Source organism: Methylobacterium sp. D54C, assembly GCF_053345595.1.
In genome coordinates this window covers 740,788-766,446 of record NZ_JBKFAK010000001.1, presented here as the reverse complement: position 1 = coordinate 766,446, position 25,659 = coordinate 740,788, and the positions used below count along the sequence as shown (strand labels likewise).

The following is a 25,659-nucleotide window of genomic DNA, read 5'->3' as shown; positions in this document are numbered from 1 at the left end:
GCTCACCGACGCTGGAACGACGAACCGATGCCCGCTGCGCCCGGAGGCCCGCGCCTGCTGCTGCGCCGCCTCCGCGAAGCGATGGCGGAGCCGGTCAGCCCCCAGGCGCGCCTCGACCGCATCGTCGTCCTGATCGCCGCCAACGTGGTGGCCGAGGTCTGCTCGGTCTACGTGCTGCGCGATGACAACACCCTCGAGCTGTTCGCCACGGAAGGTCTGAACCGCGAGGCGGTGCACCAGACCCGCATGCGCACCGACGAGGGCCTCGTCGGCCTCATCGCGCGCACGGCGGAGCCGCTCTCCCTCTCGGACGCCCAGAACCACCCGGCCTTCTCGTACCGGCCTGAGACGGGCGAGGAGGCCTACCACGCCTTCCTGGGCGTGCCGCTGCTGCGCGCCGGCAACACGCTCGGCGTCCTGACGGTCCAGAACAAGACCTACCGCGTCTACTCCGAGGAGGAGATCGAGGCGCTCCAGACCACCGCCATGGTGCTCTCGGAGATGATCGCGTCGGGCGAGCTGGAGGGGCTCGCGCCGGACGCCGGCACCGCGGCCCGCCGCCCGGTCCTGGCCCGGGGCATCGCCCTCGCGGACGGCATCGGCCTCGGCTACGTGGTGCTGCACGAGCCCCGCGTCGTGGTGAAGACGCTGATCGCCGAGAACGTCGAGCGCGAGGTCGCGCGCCTCGACGCGGCGATCGAGGAGGTCCGCTCGGCGATCGACGCCCTGGTGGAGCGCGGCGACCGGATCGGCACGGCGGAGTCCCGCGAAGTCCTCGAGACCGTCCGGATGTTCGCCCACGACAAGGGCTGGCTCCGCCGGATGCGCGAGGCCGTGGGCTCGGGCCTGACCGCGGAGGCCGCGGTCGAGCGGGTCCAGTCGGACAACCGCGCCCGGATGATGCGGCAATCGGATCCGTACCTGCGCGAGCGGCTGCACGATCTCGACGACCTCGCCAACCGCGTCCTGCGCACGCTGATCGGCCCCGAGGCGGCCGGCGCCCTGGTGCTGCCCGAGAACGCCATCCTGGTGGCGCGCACCATGGGGCCGGCGGCGCTCCTCGACTACGAGGCCTCGACCCTGCGCGGCATCGTCCTGGAGGAGGGCGGTCCGACCAGCCACGTCGCCATCGTCGCCCGGGCGCTCGGCATCCCGGCTGTGGGCGAGGTCGAGAACGCCACCGCCCTGTGCGACGCCGGCGACGCGATCATCGTCGACGGCGTGGCCGGCGAGATCCATGTCCGGCCCGGTCCCGAGGTCGAGGCCGCCTACGCCGAGATGGTGCGCCTGCGCGCCCGCCGGCAGGAGCAGTACCGGGCGCTGCGCGACGTCCCGGCCCAGACCCGCGACGGCGTGCGCGTCGGCCTGCACCTCAACGCCGGCCTGCTGGTGGATTTCAGCCACCTGCAGGAGACGGGGGCCGAGGGCGTCGGCCTGTTCCGCACCGAGCTGCAGTTCATGGTGGCGCAGCGCATGCCGTCGGCGGCCGAGCAGGAGGAGCTGTACCGCAAGGTCTTCGCGGCCTCGGCCGGCAAGTCCGTCACGGTCCGCACCCTCGACATCGGCGGCGACAAGATCCTGCCCTACATGGCCAAGCTCGAGGAGGAGAACCCGGCGCTGGGCTGGCGGGCGATCCGCATCGGCCTCGACCGGCCGGCGCTGCTGCGCATGCAGCTGCGCGCCCTCCTGAAGGCCGCCGACGGCGACCCGCTCAAGATCATGTTCCCGATGGTCGCCACGGTGGACGAGTTCGTGCGCGCCCGCGGCATCGTCGAGCGCGAGAAGGCCTACCTCAAGCGCCACGGCTACCGGCTCCCGACCGATTGCCGCCTCGGCGCGATGATCGAGGTGCCCTCGCTCCTGTTCCAGATCGACGAGATCGCCAAGGAGGCCGACTTCCTCTCGGTCGGCTCGAACGACCTGATGCAGTTCCTGTTCGCGGTGGACCGCGAGAACCGGCGGGTCGCCGACCGGTTCGATCCGCTGAGCGTCGCGGCGCTGCGCGCGTTCCGTCTGATCGCCGAGCGGGCCAACGCGGCCTCCTGCCCGGTGACGGTGTGCGGCGAGATCGGCGGCCGGCCCCTCGACGCCATGGCGCTGATCGGCCTCGGCTACCGACAGCTGTCGATGTCGCCGGCCGCCATAGGCCCGGTCAAGGCGATGGTGCTGAGCCTCGACGCGGCCGCGATCGCCGCGCTGATCGACGCCGAGATGGCGCGGATGCACGACGGCGATTCCCTGCGCCCGGCGCTGACGGCCTTCGCGCACGCGCACGGCATCCCTATCTAAGCGCGAACGCGACCCTTGCCGAACATTCGGCCGGGGTTGTACGGCAACGCCACGACGATTTCGGTCGACGCGCCGCGGCTTCCGCTCTCGGACGGACGAGGCGTGGATTTGGGGGACGTCCTGCCGGGTCCTAAACCCTCCAAGCCACGCAGCTCCGTCCCGCAGGACGAGACGCGCGCCCGGCCCGGAACCGCACGCGCAGACCTGCAGAAACACGGGCGATGATCCCCTTTCCCACCGAGCGCCTCGACGCCATCCTGGCGCGGCACGACATCGTCACCGCGCAGCTCGCCTCCGGCGAGATCGATCCCGAGACGGTGGTCCAGCTCTCCCGCGAGCTGTCCGACCTCGACCCGGTCGTGGCGGCGATCCGCGCCTACCGCGCCGCCCTGGAGAACCTCGCGGGCGTCGAGGCCCTGATCGACGAGCCCGGCACGGATCCGGAGATGCGGGCCCTCGCCGCCGAGGAGAAGCCGGAGGCGCAGGAGGCGCTCGAGGCCGCCCACCGGGACCTCCAGCTGCTGCTCCTGCCCAAGGACGCCGCCGACGAGAAGAGCGCGATCCTGGAGGTCCGCGCCGGGACCGGCGGCGACGAGGCCGCGCTGTTCGCCGGCGACCTGTTCCGGATGTACGCGAAGTACGCCGAGTCGAAGGGCTGGCGGGTCGAGGTGATCTCCGAGAGCGAGGGCACGGTCGGCGGCTTCCGCGAGGTCGTGGCCGAGGTGAAGGGCCGGGGCGTGTTCGCCCGCCTCAAGTTCGAGAGCGGCGCCCACCGCGTCCAGCGTGTGCCCGACACCGAGACGCAGGGCCGGATCCACACCTCCGCCGCCACCGTCGCGGTGCTCCCGGAGGCCGAGGAGGTCGACATCCACGTCAACGACGCGGACCTGAAGATCGACACGATGCGGGCCCAGGGCGCGGGCGGCCAGCACGTCAACAAGACGGAATCGGCGATCCGGATCACGCACCTGCCGACCGGCATCGTGGTCTTTGTCCAGGAGGAGCGGTCGCAGCACAAGAACCGGGCCCGTGCCATGGCGCTCCTGCGGGCGCGGCTCTACGACGCCGAGCGCAGCGCCAAGGATTCGGCCCGGGCGGCCGACCGCAAGGCGCAGGTCGGCTCCGGCGACCGCAGCGAGCGGATCCGGACCTACAACTTCCCGCAGGGCCGCGTGACCGACCACCGGATCAACCTGACCCTCTACAAGCTCGAGGAGGTGATGGCCGGGACCGCCCTCGACGAGGTGGTGGACGCCCTCATCACCGAGCACCAGGCGGAATTGCTGGCCGCCGAGGGCATGGCCTGATCCGCGCCGTGACGCCGGACGCGATGCAGGACCTGACCCGCCGCGAGGCGCTGCGCGCGCTGACGGCGCGCCTGCACGCCGGTGGCGTCGCCGAGGCGGCGGGCGACGCCCGGTTCCTGCTGCTCGGCCTCCTCGACCTGGAGACCCGCGACCTGCTGATCGAGGGAGATCGCCGCGTCGGCGCGGCGGGTGCGGCCGCCCTCGCGGCGGCGCTGGCCCGGCGGCTCGCCGGCGAGCCGGTCGCCCGCATCCTCGGCGCCTGGGAGTTCTGGGGCCTGCCGTTCCGGCTGGGCCCCGACACGCTCGTGCCGCGCCCGGACACGGAGATCCTGGTCGAGGTCGCGCTGGCGGCGCGGCCCGAGCGCGCCGCGCTGCTCCGCTGCCTGGACCTCGGGACCGGGACGGGCTGCATCCTGACGGCCCTCCTGTCCGAGCGGCCGCGGGCCACCGGCGTCGGGCTCGACCGCTCCGAGGGCGCCCTGCGCGTCGCCCGGGACAACGCCGTCTTGAACGCCGTCGACGACCGGGCGCGCTTCGTCGCCGGCGACTGGTGCGACGCCCTGCGCGGCCGCTTCGACCTCGTGGTCTCGAACCCGCCCTACATCGCCCGCGCCGTGATCGCGACCCTGGCGCGCGAGGTTCGCGGCCACGACCCGGAGGCCGCCCTCGACGGCGGCACCGACGGACTCGACGCCTACCGGCGGATCCTGGACGGCGCGGGCGCGCGTCTCGCCCCGGGCGGCCTGCTCGTGCTCGAGATCGGCTACGATCAGGCGGCGGCCGTCACGGAGCTCGCGCGCGCCGCCGGCTATCGCGAGCGCGGGCTGACCCGCGATCTTGCCGGTCATGACCGAGTCCTGTGTTTCGACCGGCCGGAGGGTCTTTTATCCGGCCACAGGGATGCCTAAGTCTGGGTCGACCATCCCGGCACCGAAAAATTGCTTGTTGCATCAACCGGGGAACGCTAGAGTCGGCTTGAAGATCGCGAACCGTCCGTTAAGACGGACGGCTGTAAGGTCGGTGGTGACCATGGGTCGCCGATTGGTTCGCTGATCCCCCTAACCCGTCGAACCAGAACGCGCCGGTGCCAGCGCGGCGGGACGACACATTCGAACCTGACAATCGACTGAGGATCGGCGGCCTTCACCGGGCGCCCGGTTCGAGGGGTGGTCAGGCAGACGCGCGGACCGAAGAGCGGTCCCACGCGCGGCGCCGCCGGATGCGCTTGGCCGGTTCGTGCCACGAGATCCGCCCGGGCGCCTCCGTAGACAGTCGTTTGCGTGAACGAGGGTCATAACAGACCGATGAGACCAAACCAGAATCGACGGATGCGCGGCCGGAACCGGCCGAAGGGTCCGAATCCGCTGACGCGCTCCTACGAATCCAACGGTCCCGACGTCAAAATCCGCGGCACCGCGCAGCACATCGCCGACAAGTACGCGCAGCTCGCGCGGGATGCCCTTGCCGCCGGCGATCCGGTCGCCGCCGAAAACTACTTTCAGCACGGCGAGCACTACTTCCGTATTGTCTCCGGTGCGCAGGACCAGAATCGACCGGCTAACACCGGTGGCTATGCCAGTCGTCCCTACGACGACGACATGGACGAGGGCGACGACGACGCCCAGGGCAATGGCGGGTCGCAGAACGGTCACGCCTATAACGGCTACGACGACAACGATCCCGGCCAGCAGCCGCAGCCCTACGAGAGCCGTCCGGAGGGGAATCAGGACGGCCGCCAGGGCCGCGACCGGTTCCAGAACCGCGACCAGCGCCGGTTCGACAACAACGGCCGTCCGGACTACCGGCGCCAGGACCAGCCGCGTCAGGATTATCAGCGCCAGGACTACCAGCGGCAGGATTATCGCCAAGAGAACCGGCAGGATCGTCAGGACCGCCAGGACTACGGCCGTCCGGACTACCGCCAGGAGCGGCACGAGGGCCGGCCGGATCGCCAGGACCGTCCGGACAATCGGCAGGATGGCCGCCAGGACGCGCGTCCGGACAACCGTCAGGACAATCGCGGCGACCAGGGCCGCTACGAGAACGGGCGCGGCGATGCCCCGCGCGCCGAGGCCCGGCAGGAGGCCCGTCCCGAGGCTCGCCCGGAGCGGGCCCCCCGCGCCGAGGCCGCGCCGCGCCGCGAGCGCCGCCGCGAGGCCGCGCCCGCCGCGGAGGCCGAGGAGCCCACGGGCCTGCCGGCCTTCCTGATGGCGCCCGCGCGCCCCGCGCCCGCGGTCGAGCCGTCGAGCGCTCCCGAGCCCGAGGCGGCGGCCGACGAGGCTCCGGCCGCCAAGCCCCGCCGCCGTCGGCGCCCGCGCTTCGAGAGCGCCGCGGACGAGGGCGGCGCGACCACGCCGGCGGCGGACGTGCCGACCGAGTGATCCGACATCGCGGATGACGTCGAAGCGAGGCCGTCCCGCGAGACCGGGGCGGCCTTCTTCTTTCGCGGCTCAGCGCGCAGACCGCCGCGCGGCCTTCCAGTCCGGGTAGGCGTGCACGCGGTGGATCAGGCGGCGACGCCGGCCGATCTCGCCGAACGGCGCGATCTCCCAGTCCCAGGATTCCGGCGCGGGCGGCAGCGTGATCCCGAATAGCAGGTCGGCGCTGTCGACGGTCCGGCCCGCCCGGTCCTCCTCGCACTGTACCGTGTCGGTGATCAGGCAGACGCGCTCGACGCGCCCGGCGAGCGCGTCGAGCGCCGCCAGGTGGGTCTCGACGAGGTGCGCGCCGAGTCGCGGGGGGGCCTCGCGGCCCCGGGTCTCGTGGGCTTCGATCGGGAGGAGCGGGATCTGCGACAGCAGATTCGCCGAGACGATCAGGTCGGCGTCCGCGCAGAGGTCGGCCCAGGCCCCCGCGAGACCGGCGCTGATCTCCGCGGTCGCCAGCGCGACGTTCGGGACGCGGCGGGCGGCGAGGCGCGCCGGCCAAAGATGGACGGCGTCCACGAGGCTGACCCGGTCGAACAGGCGGGCGAGGGCGTCGAGCGGCACGTCGTCGAGCAGGCCCGAGCCCAGCACCACCGCGTGCCGGCGCTGCCGGGTCGCTTCGGCCGCCGCCGCGATCACGGATCGGGCCCGCGCGAGGTGCGGCGCCCAGGCCGCCCGGCAGCGGCGCGAGCGGGCGTGGAGCAGGCCGCTCTGGCGGACATAGCCGAGCCGGCGCAGGGGCAGCGGCGCCGGGTTGAGGATGGACAGGGCCCAGGCGAGGAGCATCGCCGGGCGGCTCAGCCCTCGTCGGTGGACGCCGCCCGGCCCGGCGCACCTCGGTAGCCGGTCGCCAGGACGTAGAGCTCGCTCGAATCGGCCCGGCTCGCGGCCGGCTTGACGTGCCGGACCGTGGCGAAGTCGCGCTTCAGGTCGGTGAGCAGCGCGCCCTCGGTGCCGCCCTGGAGCACCTTGGCGAGGTAGGCGCCCCCGGGGCCCAGGATCTCGCGGGCGAACTCCGCCGCCGTCTCGGCGAGGCCGATGATCCGCAGGTGGTCGGTCTTCTTGTGGCCGGTGGCGTTGGCGGCCATGTCGGACATGACGAGGTCGGCGGGGCCGCCGAGCATGCCGGTCAGCCGGACAGGCGCCTCGGGGTCGAGGAAGTCCAGGGTGATGAACTCGACCCCGGCCATCGGCTCGATCTCCAGGAGATCGATGCCCACGACGCGGCCCGTCGGCCCGACCACCCGCGCGGCCACCTGCGACCAGCCCCCCGGCGCGGCGCCGAGGTCCACGATCTTCTGGCCGGGCCGCAGGAGCTTGTAGCGCTCGTCGATCTCCAGGAGCTTGTAGGCCGCCCGCGACCGGTAGCCCTCGCGCTTGGCGCGGGCCACGTAGGGATCGTTGAGCTGGCGCTCGAGCCAGCGCTTCTGGGACAGGGTCCGTCCGCGGCCGGTCTTCACCCGCTGCTTCAGTTCGCCCCGGACACCGCCGCCGGAACTCGCGCCGCCGCGCCGGTCGCTCATCGCGCCGCCCTCATCGGACCGCCTTCCGGTTCCAGACCCCGTCCTCCCGCATCATGTTCATCAGCAATCCTTCGCGCAGGCCGCGGTCGGCGATGCGCAGGCGCTCCGAGGGGAACGCCCTGCGGATCGCCTCGAGGATCGCGCAGCCCGCGAGCACAAGATCGGCGCGGTCGCGGCCGATGCAGGGGTTGTCGGCGCGCTGCTCCAGGCGCGTGTCGAGCAGGTCGTCGATCGCGGTCGAGACCGCGTCGTCGCTCATCCACAGCCCGTCGACCCGCCGACGCTCGTAGCGGGCGAGGCGCAGATGCATCGCCGCGATGGTCGTCACGGTGCCGGACGTGCCGAGCAGATGGAAATGCGGCGCCGTCGCCGCGGGCGCGGCGCGGAGCGCGAAGGCCGAGAGCTTCTCGGCCACCTCCTCGACCATGCCCTCGAACATACGCCGGGTGACCTCGGCGCCGCCGTGGCGCTCGGCGAGCGTGACCACGCCGACCGGCAGCGAATCCCAGGCCCGGATCCGAAGCGTCGGGTCGGTCGACGGGTTGGCGGCCGCCCCGTCAAGCCACGCGATTTCGGTCGAGCCGCCGCCGATGTCGAAGATGATGACCGATTCGGCCAGCGGGTCCGCGAGCGCCGCGCAGCCGGTGACCGCGAGATACGCCTCCGTCTGCCGGTCGACGATCTCGAGGTCGAGACCCACGCCGCGGCGGACGCGCTCCACGAAGGCGGCGCCGTTCACCGCGAGGCGGCAGGCCTCCGTGGCGATGATCTTGGCCCGCTGCACCCCGCGGGCCTGCATCTTGGCCCGGCAGATCCGCAGGGCCTCCACGGTCCGCTCGATCGCCGCCTCGCTCAGGCGGTCGGACGTGCCGAGGCCCTCGCCGAGGCGCACGATCCGCGAGAACGCGTCGATCACGCGGAAGCCGCTGAAGGTCGGCTCCGCGACCAGCAGGCGGCAATTGTTGGTGCCGAGGTCGAGCGCCGCGTAGGCGGCGCGGCGACGCTCGCGGCCCGGCACGGGGGCTTGCGTCTGGAGCGGCACCGCGCCGGTCTGGATTCGGGACGGCGCGGCCGCGGCGGTCTCGTCCCTCATCGGCGCGGCCGTCGATCCTTCGGGTCGGCCCTGAGCAGCGCGCTCGGACTCTGTTGAACTGCGACCCTACAGGCTCGGTGGGGAACTGCAACGCCCCATCGCGGTCGCGCTCAGGCGACGGCCTTCATCGCGCTGGCCCGGCGCGGGATCGGCCGCAGGAGGCTCTTCACCTGCGAGTAGGGGCGGGGCCGGTTGATCACCTCGTCCAGCCGCGACCACAGGGTCTTGGGCGAGAACGGCTTGGCGATGATCTCGTTGACGCCGAGCGCCACCGCCCGGTCGACCACGTTCCGGCGGGGCTGGGCCAGCATCAGGATGATCGGGATCGTGGGGCAGGGGGAGGTGGTCGGGGTCCGCGCGAGCCGGATGAACTCCTCGCCCGACAGGATCGACAGGTCCCAGTCGATGATGCTGATGTCGGGCTTGCTCTCGGCGAGCACGCCCAGCGCCTCGGCCCCGTCCGGCGCCTCCAGCACGCGCTTGATGCCCACGCGCATCAGCATGTCGCGCACGATTCGGCGGATGTAGAGACTCTCGTCGACCACAAGAGCGGAGAGATCGGGGAAAGTCGGTGTCGCGATCATGGCCGGCCGGTTCTGCGGGGCGCGGGGCAGAGCCTAGCCGGACAGCCTTTGCGTTTCGCTAACGCCTTCCCTCGAATGAGAAAGGGCCGGCCCGGGAGCGAGGGCGGACTCCGTTGTTTGCCGCAAGAAAGTAACGAAACGGGCGCCTCTGAGCCAAGAAGGTCCTTGCGGTCAAGGCCCGATTGCGTCAGGACTGGGGCGTTATTCTTGGTTACCGCGACCTGGGGTAATGATAGTGCGGGGCGTGGGCTGTCTGGGATGGCGCGCACGCGGTATTCGAGACAAGGGCGGCGGACGGTTTTTGCGAGCTTTCTATGGGACGTGGTCGTGATTTCAGAGGGCCGCAGAAGCGCGGCTTCGACGAGAGTGGCGAGCCGAGATGGCCTGATCAGGCTCCCCCCAGCGGCGGATACGGCGGCGGCGGTTTCGGCGGTGGCGGCGGTGGTTTCGGCGGGGGCGGTTTCGATCGCGGCCCGTCGCGTGGCGCGGCTCCCGTCGCGTCCGGACCGGAGCGCGATGCGACGGTCAAGTGGTTCAACAAGGAGAAGGGCTTCGGCTTCGTCGAACTCGGCGACGGTTCGGGCGATGCCTTCCTCCACATCCGCGCTGTCGAGGCGGCCGGCCACGACGATCTGATGCCGGGCACCCGGCTGACGGTCACGACGGCCCAGGGTCAGAAAGGCCCGCAGGTCACGAGCGTCACCAGCGTCGACACCTCCACGGCCGAGGCGCCCGCGCCCCGGCGTGAGTTCCGTCCGCGCACCGGCGGCTTCGGGGCCGGCGGCGGCTACGGCGACCGCGATCGCGGTGGTTACGGTGGCGGCGGCGGCTACGGCGGCGGCGGTGGTGGCGGCGGTGGCCGTTTCGCCAGCGGCCCGTCGGTCGAGATGAGCGGCACCGTGAAGTGGTACGATCCCGCCAAGGGCTTCGGCTTCGTCTCGGTCAACGACGGCGGCAAGGACGTGTTCGTGCACCGCTCCGCGCTGTCCCGCGCCGGTCTCGATTCGCTCGCCGAGGGCCAGCAGGTCACGCTCGGCGTGGTCGAGGGCCAGAAGGGCCGTGAGGCCCAGAGCATCAACGTCGAGGATTGAGGATCCCGCGGCGGTCTCTTTGCCGCGGCGTTCCGCGAAGATCATGAGGCGGCGGCTCCGAGCGGGGCCGCCGCCTTTCTCGTTCGGGGACGATCGATGCGCCGCCTTGTGCTGTCCACGGCCCTGGTGCTGCTCGCGGGAACTGCGCGAGCGGAGGACTTCACGGGCTTCTACGCGGGGTCAACGCCGGCTACGGCTGGGGACACGCGCGCGACGGCCGCGCGGCCGGCCCTGTGCCCGGATCGGCCGCGGCGTTCAGCAAACCCGACCCCGGGGCCGATCTGCCGCCGAGCGCGCGGAATGCGGCCGTGGCGATCCGCAGGCCGAGCCGCGACGGCGCGTCGGGAACCGCCGGCCCGTAGCGCGGGGCGGCGAGCGTCGGATCCGACCTCGGGACGCGCCGCTTTCCGGCGTCCTAAACGCCTCTTTTCACACTGGAATCGTTCCGGAACATAGGCGTTGCGCGGCGGCCCGGACCGCTGGTACGTCGCGCCATGGGCTCACGGGAACGAGGGATGGCGCCATGAGCGCCCGCGCTATGCCGACGCTGGCCGACCGCGCGGCGGTCGCCGGCCGGGTCTTGCTCGCGATCCTCGGCGGCTACGCGGTCGCCGCCCTGTCGAGCGCGCTGCTGGCCCTGGTTCTTCCGTTCCCGCGGGCCGAGGCGGTCTCGGCCGGGACGCTGGCGAGCTTCGCCATCATGGCGGGGGCGGCGATCTGGGTGTTCGCGGCCCGCACGCTCGGCCGGGCGACCCTCGTCCTGGGGCTGACGGCGCTCCTGCTGACCGGGGCCCTGTGGCTCGCCGGCGCCTTCGCGCACGGGGCGGCCGCGTGAGCCCGGCGCGGAGTGTCCGCCAGGCGATGGCGTGGCTGCACACGTGGTCCGGCCTCGTGGTCGGCTGGGTGCTGTTCGCGATCTTCGTCACCGGCACCGCCAGCTATTACCGCACCGACATCTCGCACTGGATGCGGCCCGAACTGTCCGCGACCGCACCGGATCCCGCCGCAGCGGCGACGCGGGCCGGGGCGTTCCTGCGCCGGATCATGCCGGACGCGGCCGGATGGTCGGTCAAGCTGCCGAATGCCGAGACCCCGGCCGTCGAGGTCTACTGGTGGCCGCGTCCGGGTGGCCCGTTCCACCACGCGCTCCTCGATCCCGCCACGGGCGAGCCCGCGCGCATCCGCGACACGCGCGGCGGCGACTTCCTCTACCGATTCCACTTTGAGCTGAGCCTGCCGCCGATCTGGGGTCGCTGGATCGTCTCGGCCTGCGCCATGGTCCTGCTGATCGCGCTGATCTCCGGGATCGTGACGCACCGGCGCATCTTCGCCGACTTCTTCACCTTCCGGCGCGACCGCTCTGCGCAGCGCGGCTGGCTCGACGCCCACAACGTGGTCGGCGTCCTGGCGCTGCCGTTCCACCTGATGATCGTCTACACGGGCCTCGTCACCCTGTCGGCGATGCTGATGCCCTGGGGCATGAAGGCCGTCTACGGCGACGACATGCTGCGCTACTACGCCGAGGCCGGCCTGGCGATCCCGGGCGCGGCCCCGGTCGGGCGCCCCGGCACGCCGCTGCCGCTCGGCGAGATCGTCGCCCGCGCGACGGCCGCCGGGGGCGAGGTGCCCGAGGTGGTGCTGGTCACGCGGCCGGGCGACGCCGGCGCCACCGTGACGGCGTATTTCGAGGAGCCGCACGGGCTCGCGCACCTGCACCCGCAGATCGCCTATGCGGCCGATACCGGTTCGGAGATCGCCCGGGTCGGCGAGGCCGGCGCGGCGACCCGGACCGGGGCCGTGATGGTGGGGCTGCACGAGGCGCACTTCGCCGCCGCGCCCCTGCGCCTCCTGTTCTTCCTCTGCGGCGTGATGGGTGCCGCCACGGTCGCCAGCGGCCTCGTGCTCTGGACCGTGGCCCGGGCGCCGAAGGGCGCGGATCCCGAGGGTTTCGGCCTGCGTCTCGTGCGGTTCCTCAACCTCGGCACCATCGCGGGTCTGCCGGTGGGCCTCGCCGCGTATTTCCTGGCGAACCGTCTGCTGCCCGACGGGCTCGGGGCCCGGGCGGACTGGGAGGTGCGCGCCTTCTTCGCCGCCTGGCTCGTGGCCGCCCTCGCGGCGTCCCTGTACCCGCGTAGGCGCGCATGGTCGCTCGCCCTGGCGGTGCCGGCCTGCGCCTTCCTGGCGATCCCGCTGGTGGACGTGATCCTCATCGGCCAGCAGCGCTTCCTCGCCTTCGACGCCGCCATGGCGGCCGTCGGCCTCGCGCTCGGCCTCGCGGCCCGGCTGGCCACGCGGCGGGGCGTGGCCGCGGCCCGTCCGGCCAAGGTAACCCTGTCCCGGACGGTCGAAGCATGACAGCCGCCGCGCTGATCCTCAGCCTGCTCCTGAGCTTCTCGGGCTTCGCGGCCCTGGCCCTCAGCCTCGACCGGCACCACCGGGCCGCCTACCGCGTCGGCGTGCCGAAGGCGCGGGTCGGCAGCCTGCGGATGGCGGGCTGGTGCGGGCTCGGCCTCTCGTTCGCGGCGGCCGTCGCGGCGGGGGGCTGGAATTTCGGCCCAGTGCAGTGGGTCGGATCGTTGACGGGCTCCGCCCTCGCCGTGGTGGCGATCGTCGCGTACCGGCCCACGTGGCTGCGGAACGCGGCCCTGGCGGCGCTTCCGCTCGCGGCGGCGTCCGTTCCGCTGGCCCTGCTCGGCTGAGGAACAGCGCGCCGATTCGGCACATCATCGATTCGGCCGGTCGCCGGGTCTGGCCGATCGTCGCGCGGCGGCCGGCCGGACGGTGCCGGAGACGAGGCTCTTTTGCCCGCTCGCGATGATGCCGGGAAGCGCGTAGGATCGGCGCACTCGCGCACTGGCCAAAAGTCCACCTTGATTCGGCAGGCCAAAAGCCATTGGCTGCGAACAGAGCGGAAGCGGATGCGGCCCCCAGGATCGGTCGCCCGAGCGCCAGCTTAAGCCCAAGAGCCGCGGTTCGCGAGGCCGGGGCCCACGGAGGGAACACAGCGATGAACAAGCCGGAATTCCTCGGCGACTCGAAGGTCAAGTCGCCCTTCTCGGCCCGCTACGACAACTTCATCGGCGGCCAGTGGGTCGCCCCCGCGGCCGGCCGCTACTTCGAGAACACCTCGCCGATCACCGGCAAGGTGGTGTGCGAGGTCGCCCGCTCCGACGCCCAGGACGTCGAGAAGGCCCTCGACGCCGCCCACGCCGCCCGGGAGGCTTGGGGCCAGACGGCGCCGGCCGAGCGCGCCCGCATCCTCCTCAAGATGGCCGACCGGATGGAGGAGAACCTCGATCTGCTCGCCCTGGCGGAGACCTGGGACAACGGCAAGCCGATCCGCGAGACGACCCACGCGGACATCCCGCTGGCGATCGACCATTTCCGCTACTTCGCCGGCTGCGTGCGGGCGCAGGAAGGCTCGATCTCCGAGATCGACCACGACACGGTCGCCTACCACTTCCACGAGCCGCTGGGCGTCGTCGGCCAGATCATCCCGTGGAACTTCCCGATCCTGATGGCGGTGTGGAAGCTCGCCCCGGCGCTCGCCGCTGGCAACTGCGTGGTCCTGAAGCCCGCCGAGCAGACCCCCGCCTCGGTGCTGGTGCTGGCCGAGATCGTCGGCGACCTGCTGCCCCCGGGCGTGCTGAACATCGTCAACGGCTTCGGCCTCGAGGCCGGCAAGCCGCTCGCCTCGTCGCCGCGGATCGCCAAGATCGCCTTCACGGGTGAGACGACCACCGGCCGCCTCATCATGCAGTACGCGTCGCAGAACCTGATCCCGGTGACGCTGGAGCTCGGCGGCAAGTCGCCGAACATCTTCTTCGCCGACGTGGCGAACGAGGACGACGACTTCCTCGACAAGGCCCTCGAGGGCTTCACGATGTTCGCCCTCAACCAGGGCGAGGTCTGCACCTGCCCGAGCCGCGCGCTCGTGCACGAGTCGATCTACGACCGGTTCATGGAGCGCGCGGTGAAGCGCGTCGAGGCGATCACCCAGGGCTCGCCGCTGGATCCGGCCACGATGATCGGCGCCCAGGCCTCGGGCGAGCAGATGGAGAAGATCCTCTCCTACATCGATATCGGCCGGCAGGAGGGCGCGCAGCTGCTCACGGGCGGCGAGCGGAACGTCAAGGACGGCGAGTTCGCCGAGGGCTTCTACGTGAAGCCGACCGTGTTCCGCGGCCACAACAAGATGCGCATCTTCCAGGAGGAGATCTTCGGTCCGGTCCTGTCGGTCACGACCTTCAAGGACGATGCCGAGGCGCTCTCCATCGCCAACGACACGCTCTACGGCCTCGGCGCCGGCGTCTGGACCCGCGACGGGACCCGCGCCTACCGCTTCGGCCGGGCGATCCAGGCCGGCCGCGTCTGGACGAACTGCTACCACGCCTACCCGGCCCACGCGGCCTTCGGCGGCTACAAGCAGTCCGGCATCGGCCGCGAGACCCACAAGATGATGCTCGATCACTACCAGCAGACCAAGAACATGCTGGTCAGCTACTCGGCCAAGAAGCTCGGGTTCTTCTGAGTTTCTTCCCGGGTCAACCCCCGAGACAACTTCAGCCCCGGCCGCAAGGCCGGGGCTTTTTCGATCCCGGACCCGGTGACCATGCACTCCGCGCTCCGGAGGGCGCCGCAGTGGAAACCGGCCGGCGCGCACGCATATTCAGGCATCGACCGGGAGGATCGCATGAGTTCGGAGCAGAGTGTGGACGCCAATGTCGCCGAGCAGGCCGGCGCCGACGGGACGCCGCTGCGGGTCACCGCAACCCCGGCGGCCCTCGCGCTGATCGACGAGCTGCGGGGCGAGTACGGTCCGGTCATGTTCCACCAGTCGGGTGGCTGCTGCGACGGCTCGTCTCCCATGTGCTATCCCGTCGGCGATTTCCTGGTGAGCGACGGCGACGTCCATCTCGGCACCGTCGGCGGCGCGGACTTCTACATCAGCCGGTCGCAGTTCGAGGTCTGGAAGCACACGCACCTGATCCTCGACGTGGTGCCGGGCCGCGGTGGCATGTTCTCGCTGGAGAACGGTCGGGAGAAGCGCTTCCACATCCGCTCGCGCCTGTTCTCCGAGGCGGAGAACCGGGCGCTCGAGGAGGCGTGCAGGCTCTGACGGCGCGAGCTTCGAGGAAGGGACTGCGATGGCGACCGTGAAACTCTGGTCCGATCCCGAGGTCGAGGCCGACCCGCGCGTCCGCGCGGTCTTCGCCGACATCCGGGCGACCCGCGGATCCGACTTCGTCAACAATTTCTGGCGGGGCCTGGCCAACGATCCGGCACTGCTGGAGCGGACCTGGTCGACGCTCAAGACCGTCATGGGACCGGGTACCCTCGATCCCCTGACCAAGGAACTGGTCTACATCACGGTCTCGATCGCGAATGGCTGCCCCTATTGCATCCATTCCCACACCGCGGCGGCGCGGGCCAAGGGCTTGACGGAGGCCCAGCACGGCGAGTTCCTGGCGGTCGTCGGGATGGCCAACCAGACGAACGCGCTGGTCAACGGCATGCAGATCCCCGTCGATCCCGCCTTCAGAGTGGAGGAAGATCCATGAGTTCCGCGTCCGGCACGGACAAGCAGGGGTTCCGGGTGGTGCACGAGAGTGCGCCGTTCCGCGGCAAGCAGGGGCACATCTACCGACCGGCCGTCTCGGCCGAGTCCGTGGATTCGAAGGCGCTGCACATGCAGCTCCTGGAGATCCCGCCCGGGGAGCGCGCCCACGCTCACAAGCACGAATCCCACGAGACGGCGATCTACGTGCTGTCGGGCGTGTCCGGCTGCTTCTGGGGCGAGCGGCTGGAGAACCACGCGATCGCGGGCGCCGGCGAGTTCGTCTACATCGCCGCCGACGTGCCGCACCTGCCCTACAACCGCAGCCAGACGGAGCCCGTCACCGCGGTGATCGCCAGGACGGACCCGAACGAGCAGGAGAGCGTCGTCCTGCTGCCGCATCTCGAGGCCGGCGTCGACTGGTCGAAGGCCGAGGTCTAGCGGCTCAGCGCTGCTCGATCCGCTCGTTGGCGAGACGCTCCGCCCGGGTGCGCTCGTCGGCCGAGAGACCGGAGAGGGTCTGATCCAGCCACGCGTCGGACAGGCCCTGTCCGGCCGCCGCGAGGTTCCAGGCGGCCGCCTCCACGGGATTCTTGGCGACGCCGCGACCCACGGCGTAGAGCCGCGCGACGCGGTTCTGCGCGATGGCGTTGCCGCGCGAGGCCGCGTGGAGGAAGTACCGTGCGGCCGCCCGCTCGTCCTTGGTGACGCCGGTGCCGTTGAACAGCAGGATCGCGTACTCGACCTCGCTGGCGAGGTCGCCGTTGTCGGCGCCGCGCCGGAACAGCTCCGCGGCCTTCGACGGGTCCTTGGGCACACCGCGGCCCTGCAGGTAGAGCACGCCGAGGTCGTGCTGGGCCGGGCCGATCTCGGCGTCGGCCGCCTTGCGGAACTGTGAAGCCGCCGCCGCCTCGTCGGCGGTCGCGCCGGTGCCGATCAGGATCAGTCCGAGATTGTAGGCCGCGGTTGGCGAACCTTGGGCCGTCGCCTGCTCGAGCCAGCGCCGCCCGCCCTTCGGGTCCTTCGGCATGCCGCGGCCGTCGAGGGCCATCAACCCGAGGGACGCCATGGCGGAGGCGTCGTTCTGCGCCGCGGCCAGGCGATACCAGTCGGCCGCCTTCACCGGATCCTGCTTCACGCCGAGGCCCTGATTGTACAGCTCCCCGAGCAGCGTCATGGCGGCGGCGTCCTTGGGATTCGCCTCGATGCGCTTCGTCGCCTCGCGGAAGGCGGTGACGTACTGACCCTTCTGGTAGGCGCCGTAGGCGAAATCCGGCGGCTGGCTCCCCGGCGGCGGCACGGCGCCCCGGGCGTAGTTCGGCGTGTAAGGGCTCGGCAGCTCCGGCATCGACGCCTTGCCGGTCTGCGCCGCGGGCCCGAGCGAGCCGGGCGCCGCGGTCCGGGCCGGGTCGGCCGGTCCCGAGGCCGCCCAGGTCGGCACCGCCAGCAGCGCGGCGCCGGCGAGAGCTGCCAGACGAACGTCGCGGCCCCTCACGCCTCGATCTCCCGGACGGCGCACTGGGCCCGCTCGACCGCGCCCGAATCCTGCAGCCAGAGGCCGCTCTCGAGGCCGACGAACTCCGCACCCGTCGCGGCGAGCGACGCGATCTCGTCGGCGGCGGCCGCCACCGCGATGCACGGCGTCTCGAAGATCTCGGCCCACCACGCGGCGCGGGCCCGGACCGTCTCCGCATCAGGCGCGACGCCGTCCGGGTAGAGGCCGCCGAACATCAGGTAGTCGATGCCGGCTTCGCCGGCCTCCATCGCGCCGTGCTTGGTCTCGAGGCCGCCCGCGCCGAGAATGCGGCCGTCCCGGAGCCGGCCGCGCAGGTCCTTCAAGTCGCGCGGCTTGTCGACGTGGATGCCGTCGGCCCCGCCGCGGATCGCCACCGTGGCAAGGTCACCGGCGAAGCCCGGGCAGGCGACGACCAGCGCCGCGCCGCGCTCCTGCACGATCGAAGCGACCGACTTGACGCGGGCCGTCAGCCCGCGCTCGTCGGTGGCGGCGAGCCGCAGGATCACGGCGGCGACATCGCCGGCTTCGCAGGCGGCCTTCAGGACCGTCACGAAGTCCGCGATGCCCTCCGCGTCGAGACCGTGCGGTCCGAGCAGGGCGAGGCGGGCGCTGTTGCTCATCGCGGCCGACAATCCGCGCCCTACTGCGGGCCGATCTTCGGGTCGAGGGCGCCGCTGGCGTAGCGCTTGGCCATCTCGGCGACGGAGATCGGGCGGAGCTTCGAGCCTTTCCCGGCGGTGTTGAACTCCTCGAAGCGCTGCTTGCAGAGCTTCGTCATCGCCTCCATGGCGGGCTTCAGGTACTTGCGCGGGTCGAACTCGGAGGGGTTCTCGGTGAGTACCTTCCGGATCTGGCCGGTCATCGCCATGCGGTTGTCGGTGTCGATGTTGATCTTGCGCACACCGTGCTTGATGCCGCGCTGGATCTCCTCGACCGGGACGCCCCAGGTCGGCTTCATCTGGCCGCCGTACTGGTTGATGATGTCCTGTAGGTCCTGCGGCACTGAGGAGGAGCCGTGCATGACGAGGTGCGTCGTCGGCAGGCGGCGGTGGATCTCCTCGATCACGTTCATCGCCAGCACCTCGCCGTCGGGCTTGCGGGTGAACTTGTAGGCGCCGTGGCTCGTGCCCATGGCTACTGCCAGCGCGTCCACCTTGGTCGCCTCGACAAACTTCACGGCCTCGTCCGGGTCGGTCAGGAGCTGGTCGTGGCTGAGGGTGCCCTCGGCGCCGTGGCCGTCCTCGGCCTCGCCCTGGCCGCTCTCCAGAGAGCCGAGCACGCCCAGCTCGCCCTCGACCGAGACGCCGGCCCAGTGGGCCATCTTGGTGACGTTGCGGGTGATCTCGACGTTGTAGTTGTAATCGGCCGGGGTCTTGCCGTCGGCCTTCAGCGAGCCGTCCATCATCACCGAGGTGAAGCCGTACTGGATGGCGGTGGCGCAGGTGGCTTCGTTGTTGCCGTGGTCGAGATGCATGCAGACCGGGATGTGCGGGTAGATCTCGACGAGGCCGTCGATCAGCTTCGCGAGCACGACGTCGTTGGCGTACGCGCGGGCGCCGCGGCTCGCCTGGAGGATCACCGGCGAGTCGGTGGCGTCGGCGGCCGCCATGATGGCGAGCCCCTGCTCCATGTTGTTCAGGTTGAAGGCGGGCACGCCGTACTCGTACTCAGCGGCGTGATCGAGGAGCTGCCGGAGGGTGATGCGTGCCATCGTGCGTGTCTTCCCGTTTCCCGTTTCGTCGTCCGCCCGATCGCCGGAGTTGCCGTCAGGCACTCAGCTGAGCTGTATCGTGTCGCTCTGCCGAGTGCCTTGCTTTCGGTCAATCTCCGACGCGGCGCAGGGCATTCTTTCGGCGGATGATCGGCACCCGGACCGGTTCTCCAGGGCAACGACGGCCTCCGCGATCGCGCTGACACGCGCGTCGAAGCCGCCCGCCATAGCCGGCGTGGCCACGCGCGCCCGGATGCCCTTCAGGATCTCGAAGGTCGCGTTCGCCACGTCGTCACCGATCGACTCGGCCCCCCAGCCGATGGAGGCCGGTCCCGTAGATAGGGCTCGGTCGAAGGGGGAGGAGAGCAAGGCGGCCGTCTCAGCCCTTCGCCCGCAGCGCCTCGACGCCCGGGAGGGCCTTGCCTTCCAGCCACTCGAGGAAGGCACCGCCGGCGGTCGAGACGTAGGTGAAGTCTTGCGCCACGCCGGCGTGGTTAAGTGCGGCCACCGTGTCGCCGCCGCCCGCCACCGAGACGAGCTGGCCGGCCTCGGTCCGGGACGCCGCGTGCTTGGCGGCGGCTACGGTCGCGGCGTCGAACGGAGCGAGCTCGAAGGCGCCCAGCGGGCCGTTCCACACCAGAGTCTTTGCCCCGTCGATGGCGGCGTTGATCTCGGCGACCGAGCGCGGACCGGCGTCGAGGATCATGCTCGCGTCCGGCACGGCATCGACCGGCACGGTCTCATGCGGGGCCTGCGCCTTGAATTCGGTCGCGGCGACGGCATCGACCGGCAGGATGATCCGGCAGCCGGCCTTCTCGGCCGCCGCCAGGATGCGCGTGGCGGTCTCGGCGAGATCCTTCTCGCAGAGGGACTTGCCCACCGCCTTGCCCTGCGCGTGCAGGAAGGTGTTGGCCATGCCGCCGCCGATCACCAGCATGTCGACCTTGGCGACGAGGTTCTCGAGGAGGTCGATCTTTGAGGAGACCTTGGCGCCCCCGACCAGCGCGATCACCGGGCGCTGGGGCGATTCCAGGCCCTTGGTCAGCGCGTCGAGTTCGGCCTGCATCTCGCGGCCCGCGTAGGCCGGCAGCCGGTGCGCCAGACCCTCGGTGGAGGCGTGGGCGCGGTGAGCCGCCGAGAAGGCCTCGTTGACGTAGACGTCGCCGTTCGCCGCCAGGGCGTCCGCGAAGGCCGCGTCGTTCTTCTCCTCGCCCGCGTGGTAGCGGGTGTTCTCGAGCAGGAGGACATCGCCGTCCTTCAGGGCCGCCACCGCCTGCGCGGCCGCGTCGCCGACGCAGTCCGCCGCGAACGCGACGCTGCGCCCCAGGGCCGCGCCGAGGGCGTGGACCACCGGCTCCAGCGAATCCTTCGGCTCGCGCTTGCCCTTCGGGCGGCCGAAATGGGCGAGCAGGATCACCTTGGCACCCTGCTCGGCGACCTCGCGGATCGTCGGCGCGACGCGCTCGATGCGGGTCGCGTCGGTCACCCGCCCGTTCTCCATGGGCACGTTCAGGTCGACGCGCATGAGGACCCGCTTGCCCTTGAGGGAGCCGGCATCGTCGAGGGTGCGGAAGGCGCTCATGCGGTCTGGTGCGGTCCTGTTCGGGGCGGGGCGGTTACTGCGCGGTGGTGCCGATGGTGGCCCGCTGCGGCAGCAGGCGGTCGAGGTTGAGCCGCTGGACGGCGACCATCAGGACCACGGTCAGGATGGCGGTGATCACGGCGGTGAGGACGAGGGCGCCGGTTCCGGGCAGGCGCCGGGTGCGCTCGGCGAGGCCGCGCATTTCCGTGCGGAGCGCCGCGAGGTCGGACTGGCGCGCGGACTCGTTCATCCGGTTCGCGGCGTTCTCGACCTTGTCCTCGACGCGGGACAGCAGCGCCTCTGAGCGGGCGTACTTGTCCTCGATGCGCGAGCACTTGTCCTCGATGCGCGCGAGCTGATCGAAAAGCTGGTTGGCCGGGAGCGCGTGGGACGGGAGCGCGGAGGCGGCGGGTGCCACGGGAGGTGGTGCGGTCTGGGTGGTGGGCGGCGGCGGAGCCGGCCTGGGGGCGGGCGGCACGGCAGCCGGCCCGCTCGACGTGCCCTGCGAAGCGTCGGTCATCCCTGGAGAGTCCCTGGTTCGAAGAAAGGCCGTCCGAAGAGAGGTGCGGCCGCCGGCCTCAAGGGAGGCGGCGACCGCTGCAGTCCGGCTCAGATGAGCTTGGCCATCGCCACGGCCGTGTCGGCCATGCGGTTCGAGAAGCCCCACTCGTTGTCGTACCAGGTCAGGATGCGCACCAGCACGCCGTCCATGACCTTGGTCTGGTCGAGGTGGAAGGTCGACGAGTGCGGATCGTGGTTGAAGTCGATCGAGACGTTCGGCCGGTCGGTGACGCCGAGGACGCCCTTGAGCGGGCCGGAGGCGGCCGCCTTGATGGCGTCGTTGATCTCCTGAACCGTGGTGGCGCGCTTGGCCGTGAACACGAGGTCGACCGCCGAGACGTTCGGGGTCGGCACGCGGATCGCGGTGCCGTCGAGCTTGCCCTTGAGCTCCGGGAGCACGAGGCCGACGGCCTTGGCCGCGCCGGTCGAGGTCGGGATCATCGAGAGCGCCGCGGCGCGGGCCCGGTACAGATCCTTGTGCATCTGGTCCAGCGAGGGCTGGTCGTTGGTGTAGGAGTGGATCGTGGTCATGAAGCCGCGCTCGATGCCGACGGCCTCGTCCAGCACCTTCGCCACCGGGGCGAGGCAATTCGTGGTGCAGGAGGCGTTCGAGACGACGTGGTGCTCGCCCGTGAGCTTGTCGTGATTGACGCCGTAGACCACCGTCAGGTCGGCGCCGTCGGCCGGGGCCGAGACGAGAACGCGCATGGCGCCGGCGTCGAGATGGGCCTTCGCCTTGTCCTTCGAGGTGAAGATGCCGGTGCATTCCAGGGCGATGTCGACGCCGAGGTCGCGGTGCGGCAGCTCGGCCGGGTTGCGCACGGCCGTGACCTTGATGCGCTTGCCGTTGACCACCAGGAACTCGCCGTCGACCGCGACCTCGCCGGGGAAGCGGCCGTGCACGGAATCGTAGCGGAGCAGGTGGGCGTTGGTCTCCACCGGGCCGAGATCGTTGATCGCCACGACCTCGATGTCGCTGCGGCCGGCTTCCGCGATCGCGCGCAGGACGTTGCGGCCGATGCGTCCGAACCCGTTGATGGCAACCTTCGTCACGGCGTGACTCCTTCCTGATGCGGCTCGCCGCGCGCCGGACCTCAGGGGGGCGGTCCGCGGAGCGGTCTCGGCGGCCCGCCATACCGTCCGGGCCGGGCCGGGCGGGATCTGGGCGGGCGGGTTTGAACCTGCGATGAACCGGACCGGGAGAGGCCGGGCTTCCACGCCCGTGACCGTCAATTCGGACGGTGCTGGCTGAGGCCTCGGAACTGTCGCGGACCGGCCCTCCGGCATGTCTCGCGCGGTCCCTCTCGGGATCGCGCGGCTGTCTAGCATGGAGCCTCGACCTGTCAAACGCGTGGTTGTGACAAAGACCTTCGATCCACCGACCAATAAACAGGGATCGCGACGATCCATTCGGTCAGCGACCGGATCGGGGATCAAACGCGTTTTCGCGCTGGAATTTCGCCTGCATTCGACGGAAAGCTTCGCGTCGGGATAGACGAAGAACCATGGCCGACGAGACCGAGACCCGTTCCATCGACGACGCCCTCAACCGGCTCGAAGCGGCGATCAACCGCCTCGACGCCGTCGTCCAGCATCGCCTCGAGACCGACGCGCAGCCCGACGACCGGGACGCGGAACTCGCCCTGATGGACGAGGACCGGGCCCGGCTCGCCGCCGCCCTGGACGCGGCGAGCGCCCGCCTCGCCACGGTCTCGGCGACGACCGGGGAGGTCGGCCACCGGCTCGACCGGGCCATCGAGACCGTTCAGGATGTACTCGGACGCGCCTGACACCACCGCCCAAGCCTGTCGGAGCGATCACCGGAGCGATCCTTGCCGCAGATCAACGTGACCATCGACGGCCGCAGCTACCGCATGGCCTGCGGCGAGGGTGAGGAGGCGCATCTCACCGGTCTCGCCGCCCTCCTCGACGGGCGCATCGGCGAGATGCGCAAGAGCTTCGGCGAGATCGGCGACATGCGCCTGCAGGTCATGGCGGCGCTGACCATCGCCGACGAACTCGCGGAACTGCGGTCGCGGATGTCGTCGCTGGAGAGCAGCGTGGCGGAGCTGCGCGCCGCCGCCGAGACCGCCGAGCGTGGGCGGGTCGACGATGCCGAGCGGGCGGCGTTCGGGATCGGTCGGGCGGCCGAGCATATCGGGCGGCTCGCCGACGCCCTCGGCGGATCGGCGACGCGGGCTTGACCCTCTTCGCGCGGGCGGACAGCGCGAGGCCCGACGTCCTGAAGAAGCCGTGGCAGGCCGCGCGCGACGCTCCTAGAAGGGCTCCGCGTCGAACCGGGTCCGCGCCGCCCGGATTGCGCCGTGACGCTCCTCCGCCCATTGCACGAGGCGCGCCAGCGGCTCGAGCAAGGCGGCCCCGAGATCCGTGAGCCGGTACTCGACGCTGGGCGGCTTCGTCGGGAACACCGTCCGCGCGACGAAACCGTCCCGCTCCAGGTCCCGGAGCGTCTGCGTCAGCATCCGCTTCGAGATGTCGGGCAGCGTCCGGAGGAGGGCGCTGAACCGGTGCGGCCCGTCGGCCAGGGCGATCAGGAGCAGCATCGACCACTTGTCGCCGACCCGATCCAGCACGTCCCGCACCGGGCACGCCGCCGGATCGAGGGTTCCGGCCTGCCAGGCCGCGTACTTGGCCGCCAGCTCGGCGCGGGCGAGCGGCACCGCGGTTTCCTCCGAGTAACCTGGTCCCAAAATCCTGCCTCCTTCACCGCGCTGGCGGTCTCATCTAGTGACCTTGCTCCGATATTGAACCATGAGGAGCGAGCATGAGCCCGACCAGTCAGCCGACCTACTTCGTGACCGGCGCCACGGGCCAACTCGGCCGCCAAGTCGTCGCGGCGCTCCTGCAGCGCGTACCGGCCAGCGCGGTGGTGGCCGGTGCGCGCGACACCGAGGGCGAGGCTGCACAGAGCCTGCGAAGGCTCGGCGTCGCGGTCCGACGGGCCGACTACGCGGACCCGACGAGCCTGGACGCGGCGCTCGAGGGCATCCAGCGTCTCCTGCTGATCTCATCGAGCGAGATCGGCCGGCGCGTGGCGCAGCATCGCAACGTCATCGACAGCGCAAAGCGGGCCGGTGTCGGCCTGATCGCTTACACGAGTGTTTTGCGCGCCGACACGTCGGCACTCGCCCTGGCCGAGGAGCATCGCCGGACCGAGCGGCTGCTCGAAGCCTCCGGCGTGCCGTTCGTCCTGCTGCGCAACGGCTGGTACACGGAGAACTACGCCGCGGGTATCGCGCCGGCGCTCGCCCACGGCGCAGTCCTCGGCTGCGCGGGCGACGGGCGCATCGCCTCGGCCGCGCGGGCCGACTACGCCGCGGCGGCGGCCTCGGTCCTCACCGCCGACGGGCAGGGTGGCCGCGTCTACGAGCTGGCGGGCGACGAGGCCTACACGCTGGCCGAGTTCGCCGCTGCGATCGCCGCCGCCGCGGGCAGGCCGGTCGTGTACCGCGATCTGCCGCAGGCCGAATACCGCGCGGCGCTGGTCGGCGCCGGGATGCCGGCGGACTTCGCGGCGCTGCTCGCCGACTCGGACGCGGCCGCGGCCCGCGGCGCCCTCAACGACGACACGCGTCAGCTGAGCGCGCTGATCGGCAGGCCGACGACGCCCTACCGGTCCACGGTGCGCGACGCCGTCGCGCGGCTCTGAAGCCGCGCCGGCCCGTCACTCCGTCTCGGCGATGTAGCGCCCCAGCGCCGCCGCCGCCCTGAGCATGTGGGCGCGCATGCGACGGGCGGCCGTCTCGCCGTCCCCCTCTGCGATAGCCGACAGGATCTCGCCGTGCTCCTCCCGCGAGCGGCGGATCCGGTCGGCGTGGCGGAGCTGCGTGCGCCGGAACGCGGCCAGCCGCTCGCGTATCGCCAGAGCCTGCTCGGCCATGAAGCCGTTGTGCGTCGCCGTGTAGAGTGCCTCGTGGAAGGCGCGGTTGAATCGGTCGTAGGCGTCGACGTCGCCCGCCTCGACCGCCTTGGCGGATTCCTCGTGGAGCTCCATCAGCTCCCCGCGCTCGAGGGGCGTCATCCGGTAGGTGGCGAGCCGGGCGCACATCGCCTCGATCTCGGCGGTCGTCTCGAACATGTCGGCGATCCGCTGCGGCGTCAGGCGCGCCACCACCACGCCCCGCCGGGGCCGGATCTCCACGAGGCCCGAGGCCGCGAGCTGGCGCAGCGCCTCACGGACGGGTGTGCGCGATGCGCCGTAGCGATCGGCGAGGTTCTGCTCGTCGAGGGCCGTACCGGCCGCGATCGTCCCCGACGCGATGGCGTCGGTGAGCGCGTCGCGGATCCGGTCCGAGAGCAGCCCGCTGTCGATCTTCTGGAAGTCTCCGTGCATGCGCCGTTCCTCGAGCGTCCCCTGAGCGGCGCCTGCCCGTCCTCGGGAAGACGATGCGGGACCAT

General features: G+C 71.5%; 28 protein-coding genes. 15 read left to right on the top strand and 13 right to left on the bottom strand.

Going from position 1 to position 25,659, the window contains the following annotated elements; all coding sequences use genetic code 11:
• Positions 1–27: 27 nt before the first annotated feature.
• The 4 genes from ptsP (at position 28) to ACLBYB_RS03775 (ending at position 5,977) form a co-directional block, all read left to right on the top strand.
• The gene (ptsP, locus tag ACLBYB_RS03790; protein ID WP_020091506.1) at positions 28–2,289 is read left to right on the top strand and encodes a phosphoenolpyruvate--protein phosphotransferase; all 2,262 of its coding nucleotides are present in this window, start codon (positions 28–30) and stop codon (positions 2,287–2,289) included.
• Positions 2,290–2,510: 221 nt separating this feature from the next.
• Positions 2,511–3,596 (top strand): peptide chain release factor 1, encoded by a 1,086-nt coding sequence (prfA, locus tag ACLBYB_RS03785; protein ID WP_056521837.1) that lies wholly within the window; start codon positions 2,511–2,513, stop codon positions 3,594–3,596.
• An 8-nt stretch (positions 3,597–3,604) separates the two neighbouring features.
• Positions 3,605–4,504, top strand: a complete 900-nt coding sequence (prmC, locus tag ACLBYB_RS03780; protein WP_447697905.1) for a peptide chain release factor N(5)-glutamine methyltransferase — start codon at positions 3,605–3,607, stop codon at positions 4,502–4,504.
• 420 nt (positions 4,505–4,924) lie between these two features.
• Positions 4,925–5,977 carry a DUF4167 domain-containing protein gene (locus ACLBYB_RS03775; RefSeq protein ID WP_447697904.1) on the top strand — a complete coding sequence of 351 codons (1,053 nt, stop codon included), beginning with the start codon at positions 4,925–4,927 and terminating at the stop codon, positions 5,975–5,977.
• Between the two features lie 69 nt (positions 5,978–6,046).
• Here the strand turns inward: ACLBYB_RS03775 and ACLBYB_RS03770 are convergent, their stop codons facing one another.
• The 4 genes from ACLBYB_RS03770 to ACLBYB_RS03755 form a co-directional block, all read right to left on the bottom strand.
• Positions 6,047–6,808: a hypothetical protein gene (locus tag ACLBYB_RS03770; RefSeq protein WP_447697903.1), complete on the bottom strand. Its 762-nt coding sequence runs from the start codon at positions 6,806–6,808 to the stop codon at positions 6,047–6,049.
• An 11-nt stretch (positions 6,809–6,819) separates the two neighbouring features.
• Positions 6,820–7,545, bottom strand: a complete 726-nt coding sequence (locus ACLBYB_RS03765) for an RlmE family RNA methyltransferase (RefSeq protein ID WP_447697902.1) — start codon at positions 7,543–7,545, stop codon at positions 6,820–6,822.
• A gap of 10 nt (positions 7,546–7,555) precedes the next feature.
• Positions 7,556–8,638, bottom strand: coding sequence for a Ppx/GppA phosphatase family protein (locus ACLBYB_RS03760; protein WP_020091512.1), 1,083 nt, complete (start codon positions 8,636–8,638; stop codon positions 7,556–7,558).
• A 110-nt stretch (positions 8,639–8,748) separates the two neighbouring features.
• Entirely contained in the window at positions 8,749–9,222 is a 474-nt protein-coding gene (locus ACLBYB_RS03755) for a response regulator (protein ID WP_012317168.1), read from the bottom strand.
• 314 nt (positions 9,223–9,536) lie between these two features.
• On the opposite strand from ACLBYB_RS03755, the gene ACLBYB_RS03750 reads away from it, so the two are divergent.
• The 8 genes from ACLBYB_RS03750 to ACLBYB_RS03715 all read left to right on the top strand — a co-directional run bounded on the left by ACLBYB_RS03750 (position 9,537) and on the right by ACLBYB_RS03715 (position 16,311).
• Positions 9,537–10,313, top strand: a complete 777-nt coding sequence (locus ACLBYB_RS03750) for a cold-shock protein (protein WP_447696151.1) — start codon at positions 9,537–9,539, stop codon at positions 10,311–10,313.
• A gap of 523 nt (positions 10,314–10,836) precedes the next feature.
• On the top strand, positions 10,837–11,148 hold the full coding sequence (locus ACLBYB_RS03745) for an iron transporter (protein ID WP_447697901.1): 312 nt from the start codon (positions 10,837–10,839) through the stop codon (positions 11,146–11,148).
• A 26-nt stretch (positions 11,149–11,174) separates the two neighbouring features.
• A complete protein-coding gene (locus ACLBYB_RS03740; RefSeq protein WP_447697900.1) occupies positions 11,175–12,668 on the top strand; it encodes a PepSY-associated TM helix domain-containing protein in 1,494 nt (497 codons plus the stop codon).
• A complete protein-coding gene (locus ACLBYB_RS03735; RefSeq protein ID WP_020091518.1) occupies positions 12,665–13,012 on the top strand; it encodes a DUF3325 domain-containing protein in 348 nt (115 codons plus the stop codon). The genes ACLBYB_RS03740 and ACLBYB_RS03735 overlap by 4 nt, the downstream gene beginning before the upstream one ends.
• A gap of 308 nt (positions 13,013–13,320) precedes the next feature.
• Positions 13,321–14,844 (top strand): aldehyde dehydrogenase, encoded by a 1,524-nt coding sequence (adh, locus tag ACLBYB_RS03730; protein ID WP_020091519.1) that lies wholly within the window; start codon positions 13,321–13,323, stop codon positions 14,842–14,844.
• A gap of 162 nt (positions 14,845–15,006) precedes the next feature.
• Positions 15,007–15,432, top strand: a complete 426-nt coding sequence (locus ACLBYB_RS03725) for a DUF779 domain-containing protein (protein ID WP_026604679.1) — start codon at positions 15,007–15,009, stop codon at positions 15,430–15,432.
• A 28-nt stretch (positions 15,433–15,460) separates the two neighbouring features.
• On the top strand, positions 15,461–15,874 hold the full coding sequence (locus ACLBYB_RS03720; protein WP_447697899.1) for a carboxymuconolactone decarboxylase family protein: 414 nt from the start codon (positions 15,461–15,463) through the stop codon (positions 15,872–15,874).
• Positions 15,871–16,311, top strand: a complete 441-nt coding sequence (locus ACLBYB_RS03715; protein WP_447697898.1) for a cupin domain-containing protein — start codon at positions 15,871–15,873, stop codon at positions 16,309–16,311. Before ACLBYB_RS03720 ends, ACLBYB_RS03715 begins: the two co-directional genes overlap by 4 nt.
• A 4-nt stretch (positions 16,312–16,315) precedes the next feature.
• Here the strand turns inward: ACLBYB_RS03715 and ACLBYB_RS03710 are convergent, their stop codons facing one another.
• The 7 genes from ACLBYB_RS03710 to gap form a co-directional block, all read right to left on the bottom strand.
• On the bottom strand, positions 16,316–17,365 hold the full coding sequence (locus tag ACLBYB_RS03710) for a tetratricopeptide repeat protein (protein WP_447697897.1): 1,050 nt from the start codon (positions 17,363–17,365) through the stop codon (positions 16,316–16,318).
• Positions 17,362–18,006, bottom strand: a complete 645-nt coding sequence (locus ACLBYB_RS03705) for a thiamine phosphate synthase (RefSeq protein WP_447697896.1) — start codon at positions 18,004–18,006, stop codon at positions 17,362–17,364. The genes ACLBYB_RS03710 and ACLBYB_RS03705 overlap by 4 nt, the downstream gene beginning before the upstream one ends.
• Before the next feature lie 20 nt (positions 18,007–18,026).
• The gene (gene fba, locus ACLBYB_RS03700; protein ID WP_020091526.1) at positions 18,027–19,097 is read right to left on the bottom strand and encodes a class II fructose-bisphosphate aldolase; all 1,071 of its coding nucleotides are present in this window, start codon (positions 19,095–19,097) and stop codon (positions 18,027–18,029) included.
• Positions 19,098–19,160: 63 nt separating this feature from the next.
• A complete protein-coding gene (locus ACLBYB_RS03695; RefSeq protein ID WP_447697895.1) occupies positions 19,161–19,385 on the bottom strand; it encodes a hypothetical protein in 225 nt (74 codons plus the stop codon).
• 91 nt (positions 19,386–19,476) lie between these two features.
• Positions 19,477–20,679 carry a phosphoglycerate kinase gene (locus tag ACLBYB_RS03690; protein ID WP_447697894.1) on the bottom strand — a complete coding sequence of 401 codons (1,203 nt, stop codon included), beginning with the start codon at positions 20,677–20,679 and terminating at the stop codon, positions 19,477–19,479.
• 34 nt (positions 20,680–20,713) lie between these two features.
• A complete protein-coding gene (locus tag ACLBYB_RS03685; RefSeq protein WP_447697893.1) occupies positions 20,714–21,199 on the bottom strand; it encodes a hypothetical protein in 486 nt (161 codons plus the stop codon).
• A gap of 89 nt (positions 21,200–21,288) precedes the next feature.
• Positions 21,289–22,293, bottom strand: coding sequence for a type I glyceraldehyde-3-phosphate dehydrogenase (gene gap, locus ACLBYB_RS03680; protein WP_447697892.1), 1,005 nt, complete (start codon positions 22,291–22,293; stop codon positions 21,289–21,291).
• Between the two features lie 452 nt (positions 22,294–22,745).
• On the opposite strand from gap, the gene ACLBYB_RS03675 reads away from it, so the two are divergent.
• Both ACLBYB_RS03675 and ACLBYB_RS03670 read left to right on the top strand, forming a co-directional pair.
• Complete coding sequence (locus ACLBYB_RS03675) at positions 22,746–23,030, top strand: DUF4164 family protein (protein WP_091978416.1); 285 nt, start codon at positions 22,746–22,748, stop codon at positions 23,028–23,030.
• Between the two features lie 42 nt (positions 23,031–23,072).
• Positions 23,073–23,444, top strand: coding sequence for a cell division protein ZapA (locus tag ACLBYB_RS03670; protein ID WP_447697891.1), 372 nt, complete (start codon positions 23,073–23,075; stop codon positions 23,442–23,444).
• A gap of 72 nt (positions 23,445–23,516) precedes the next feature.
• On the opposite strand, the gene ACLBYB_RS03665 is transcribed toward ACLBYB_RS03670, so the two are convergent.
• Complete coding sequence (locus tag ACLBYB_RS03665) at positions 23,517–23,951, bottom strand: winged helix-turn-helix transcriptional regulator (RefSeq protein WP_091677906.1); 435 nt, start codon at positions 23,949–23,951, stop codon at positions 23,517–23,519.
• Positions 23,952–24,025: 74 nt separating this feature from the next.
• Here ACLBYB_RS03665 and ACLBYB_RS03660 point away from each other — a divergent pair, with 74 nt between their 5' ends.
• Positions 24,026–24,910, top strand: coding sequence for an NmrA family NAD(P)-binding protein (locus ACLBYB_RS03660; RefSeq protein ID WP_447697890.1), 885 nt, complete (start codon positions 24,026–24,028; stop codon positions 24,908–24,910).
• A gap of 15 nt (positions 24,911–24,925) precedes the next feature.
• On the opposite strand, the gene ACLBYB_RS03655 is transcribed toward ACLBYB_RS03660, so the two are convergent.
• Positions 24,926–25,594, bottom strand: coding sequence for a GntR family transcriptional regulator (locus ACLBYB_RS03655; protein WP_020091534.1), 669 nt, complete (start codon positions 25,592–25,594; stop codon positions 24,926–24,928).
• Positions 25,595–25,659 lie beyond the last annotated feature (65 nt).

Bases quoted from the DNA above. Each gene is read 5' to 3' on its own strand.
- ptsP (WP_020091506.1), top strand. From the start codon at position 28: ATGCCCGCTGCGCCCGGAGGCCCGCGCCTGCTGCTGCGCCGCCTCCGC.
- prfA (WP_056521837.1), top strand. From the start codon at position 2,511: ATGATCCCCTTTCCCACCGAGCGCCTCGACGCCATCCTGGCGCGGCAC.
- ACLBYB_RS03775 (WP_447697904.1), top strand. From the start codon at position 4,925: ATGCGCGGCCGGAACCGGCCGAAGGGTCCGAATCCGCTGACGCGCTCC.
- ACLBYB_RS03770 (WP_447697903.1), bottom strand. From the start codon at position 6,808: ATGCTCCTCGCCTGGGCCCTGTCCATCCTCAACCCGGCGCCGCTGCCC.
- ACLBYB_RS03765 (WP_447697902.1), bottom strand. From the start codon at position 7,545: ATGAGCGACCGGCGCGGCGGCGCGAGTTCCGGCGGCGGTGTCCGGGGC.
- ACLBYB_RS03760 (WP_020091512.1), bottom strand. From the start codon at position 8,638: ATGAGGGACGAGACCGCCGCGGCCGCGCCGTCCCGAATCCAGACCGGC.
- ACLBYB_RS03755 (WP_012317168.1), bottom strand. From the start codon at position 9,222: ATGATCGCGACACCGACTTTCCCCGATCTCTCCGCTCTTGTGGTCGAC.
- ACLBYB_RS03750 (WP_447696151.1), top strand. From the start codon at position 9,537: ATGGGACGTGGTCGTGATTTCAGAGGGCCGCAGAAGCGCGGCTTCGAC.
- ACLBYB_RS03745 (WP_447697901.1), top strand. From the start codon at position 10,837: ATGAGCGCCCGCGCTATGCCGACGCTGGCCGACCGCGCGGCGGTCGCC.
- ACLBYB_RS03740 (WP_447697900.1), top strand. From the start codon at position 11,175: ATGGCGTGGCTGCACACGTGGTCCGGCCTCGTGGTCGGCTGGGTGCTG.
- ACLBYB_RS03735 (WP_020091518.1), top strand. From the start codon at position 12,665: ATGACAGCCGCCGCGCTGATCCTCAGCCTGCTCCTGAGCTTCTCGGGC.
- adh (WP_020091519.1), top strand. From the start codon at position 13,321: ATGAACAAGCCGGAATTCCTCGGCGACTCGAAGGTCAAGTCGCCCTTC.
- ACLBYB_RS03725 (WP_026604679.1), top strand. From the start codon at position 15,007: ATGAGTTCGGAGCAGAGTGTGGACGCCAATGTCGCCGAGCAGGCCGGC.
- ACLBYB_RS03720 (WP_447697899.1), top strand. From the start codon at position 15,461: ATGGCGACCGTGAAACTCTGGTCCGATCCCGAGGTCGAGGCCGACCCG.
- ACLBYB_RS03715 (WP_447697898.1), top strand. From the start codon at position 15,871: ATGAGTTCCGCGTCCGGCACGGACAAGCAGGGGTTCCGGGTGGTGCAC.
- ACLBYB_RS03705 (WP_447697896.1), bottom strand. From the start codon at position 18,006: ATGAGCAACAGCGCCCGCCTCGCCCTGCTCGGACCGCACGGTCTCGAC.
- fba (WP_020091526.1), bottom strand. From the start codon at position 19,097: ATGGCACGCATCACCCTCCGGCAGCTCCTCGATCACGCCGCTGAGTAC.
- ACLBYB_RS03690 (WP_447697894.1), bottom strand. From the start codon at position 20,679: ATGAGCGCCTTCCGCACCCTCGACGATGCCGGCTCCCTCAAGGGCAAG.
- ACLBYB_RS03685 (WP_447697893.1), bottom strand. From the start codon at position 21,199: ATGACCGACGCTTCGCAGGGCACGTCGAGCGGGCCGGCTGCCGTGCCG.
- ACLBYB_RS03675 (WP_091978416.1), top strand. From the start codon at position 22,746: ATGGCCGACGAGACCGAGACCCGTTCCATCGACGACGCCCTCAACCGG.
- ACLBYB_RS03660 (WP_447697890.1), top strand. From the start codon at position 24,026: ATGAGCCCGACCAGTCAGCCGACCTACTTCGTGACCGGCGCCACGGGC.
- ACLBYB_RS03655 (WP_020091534.1), bottom strand. From the start codon at position 25,594: ATGCACGGAGACTTCCAGAAGATCGACAGCGGGCTGCTCTCGGACCGG.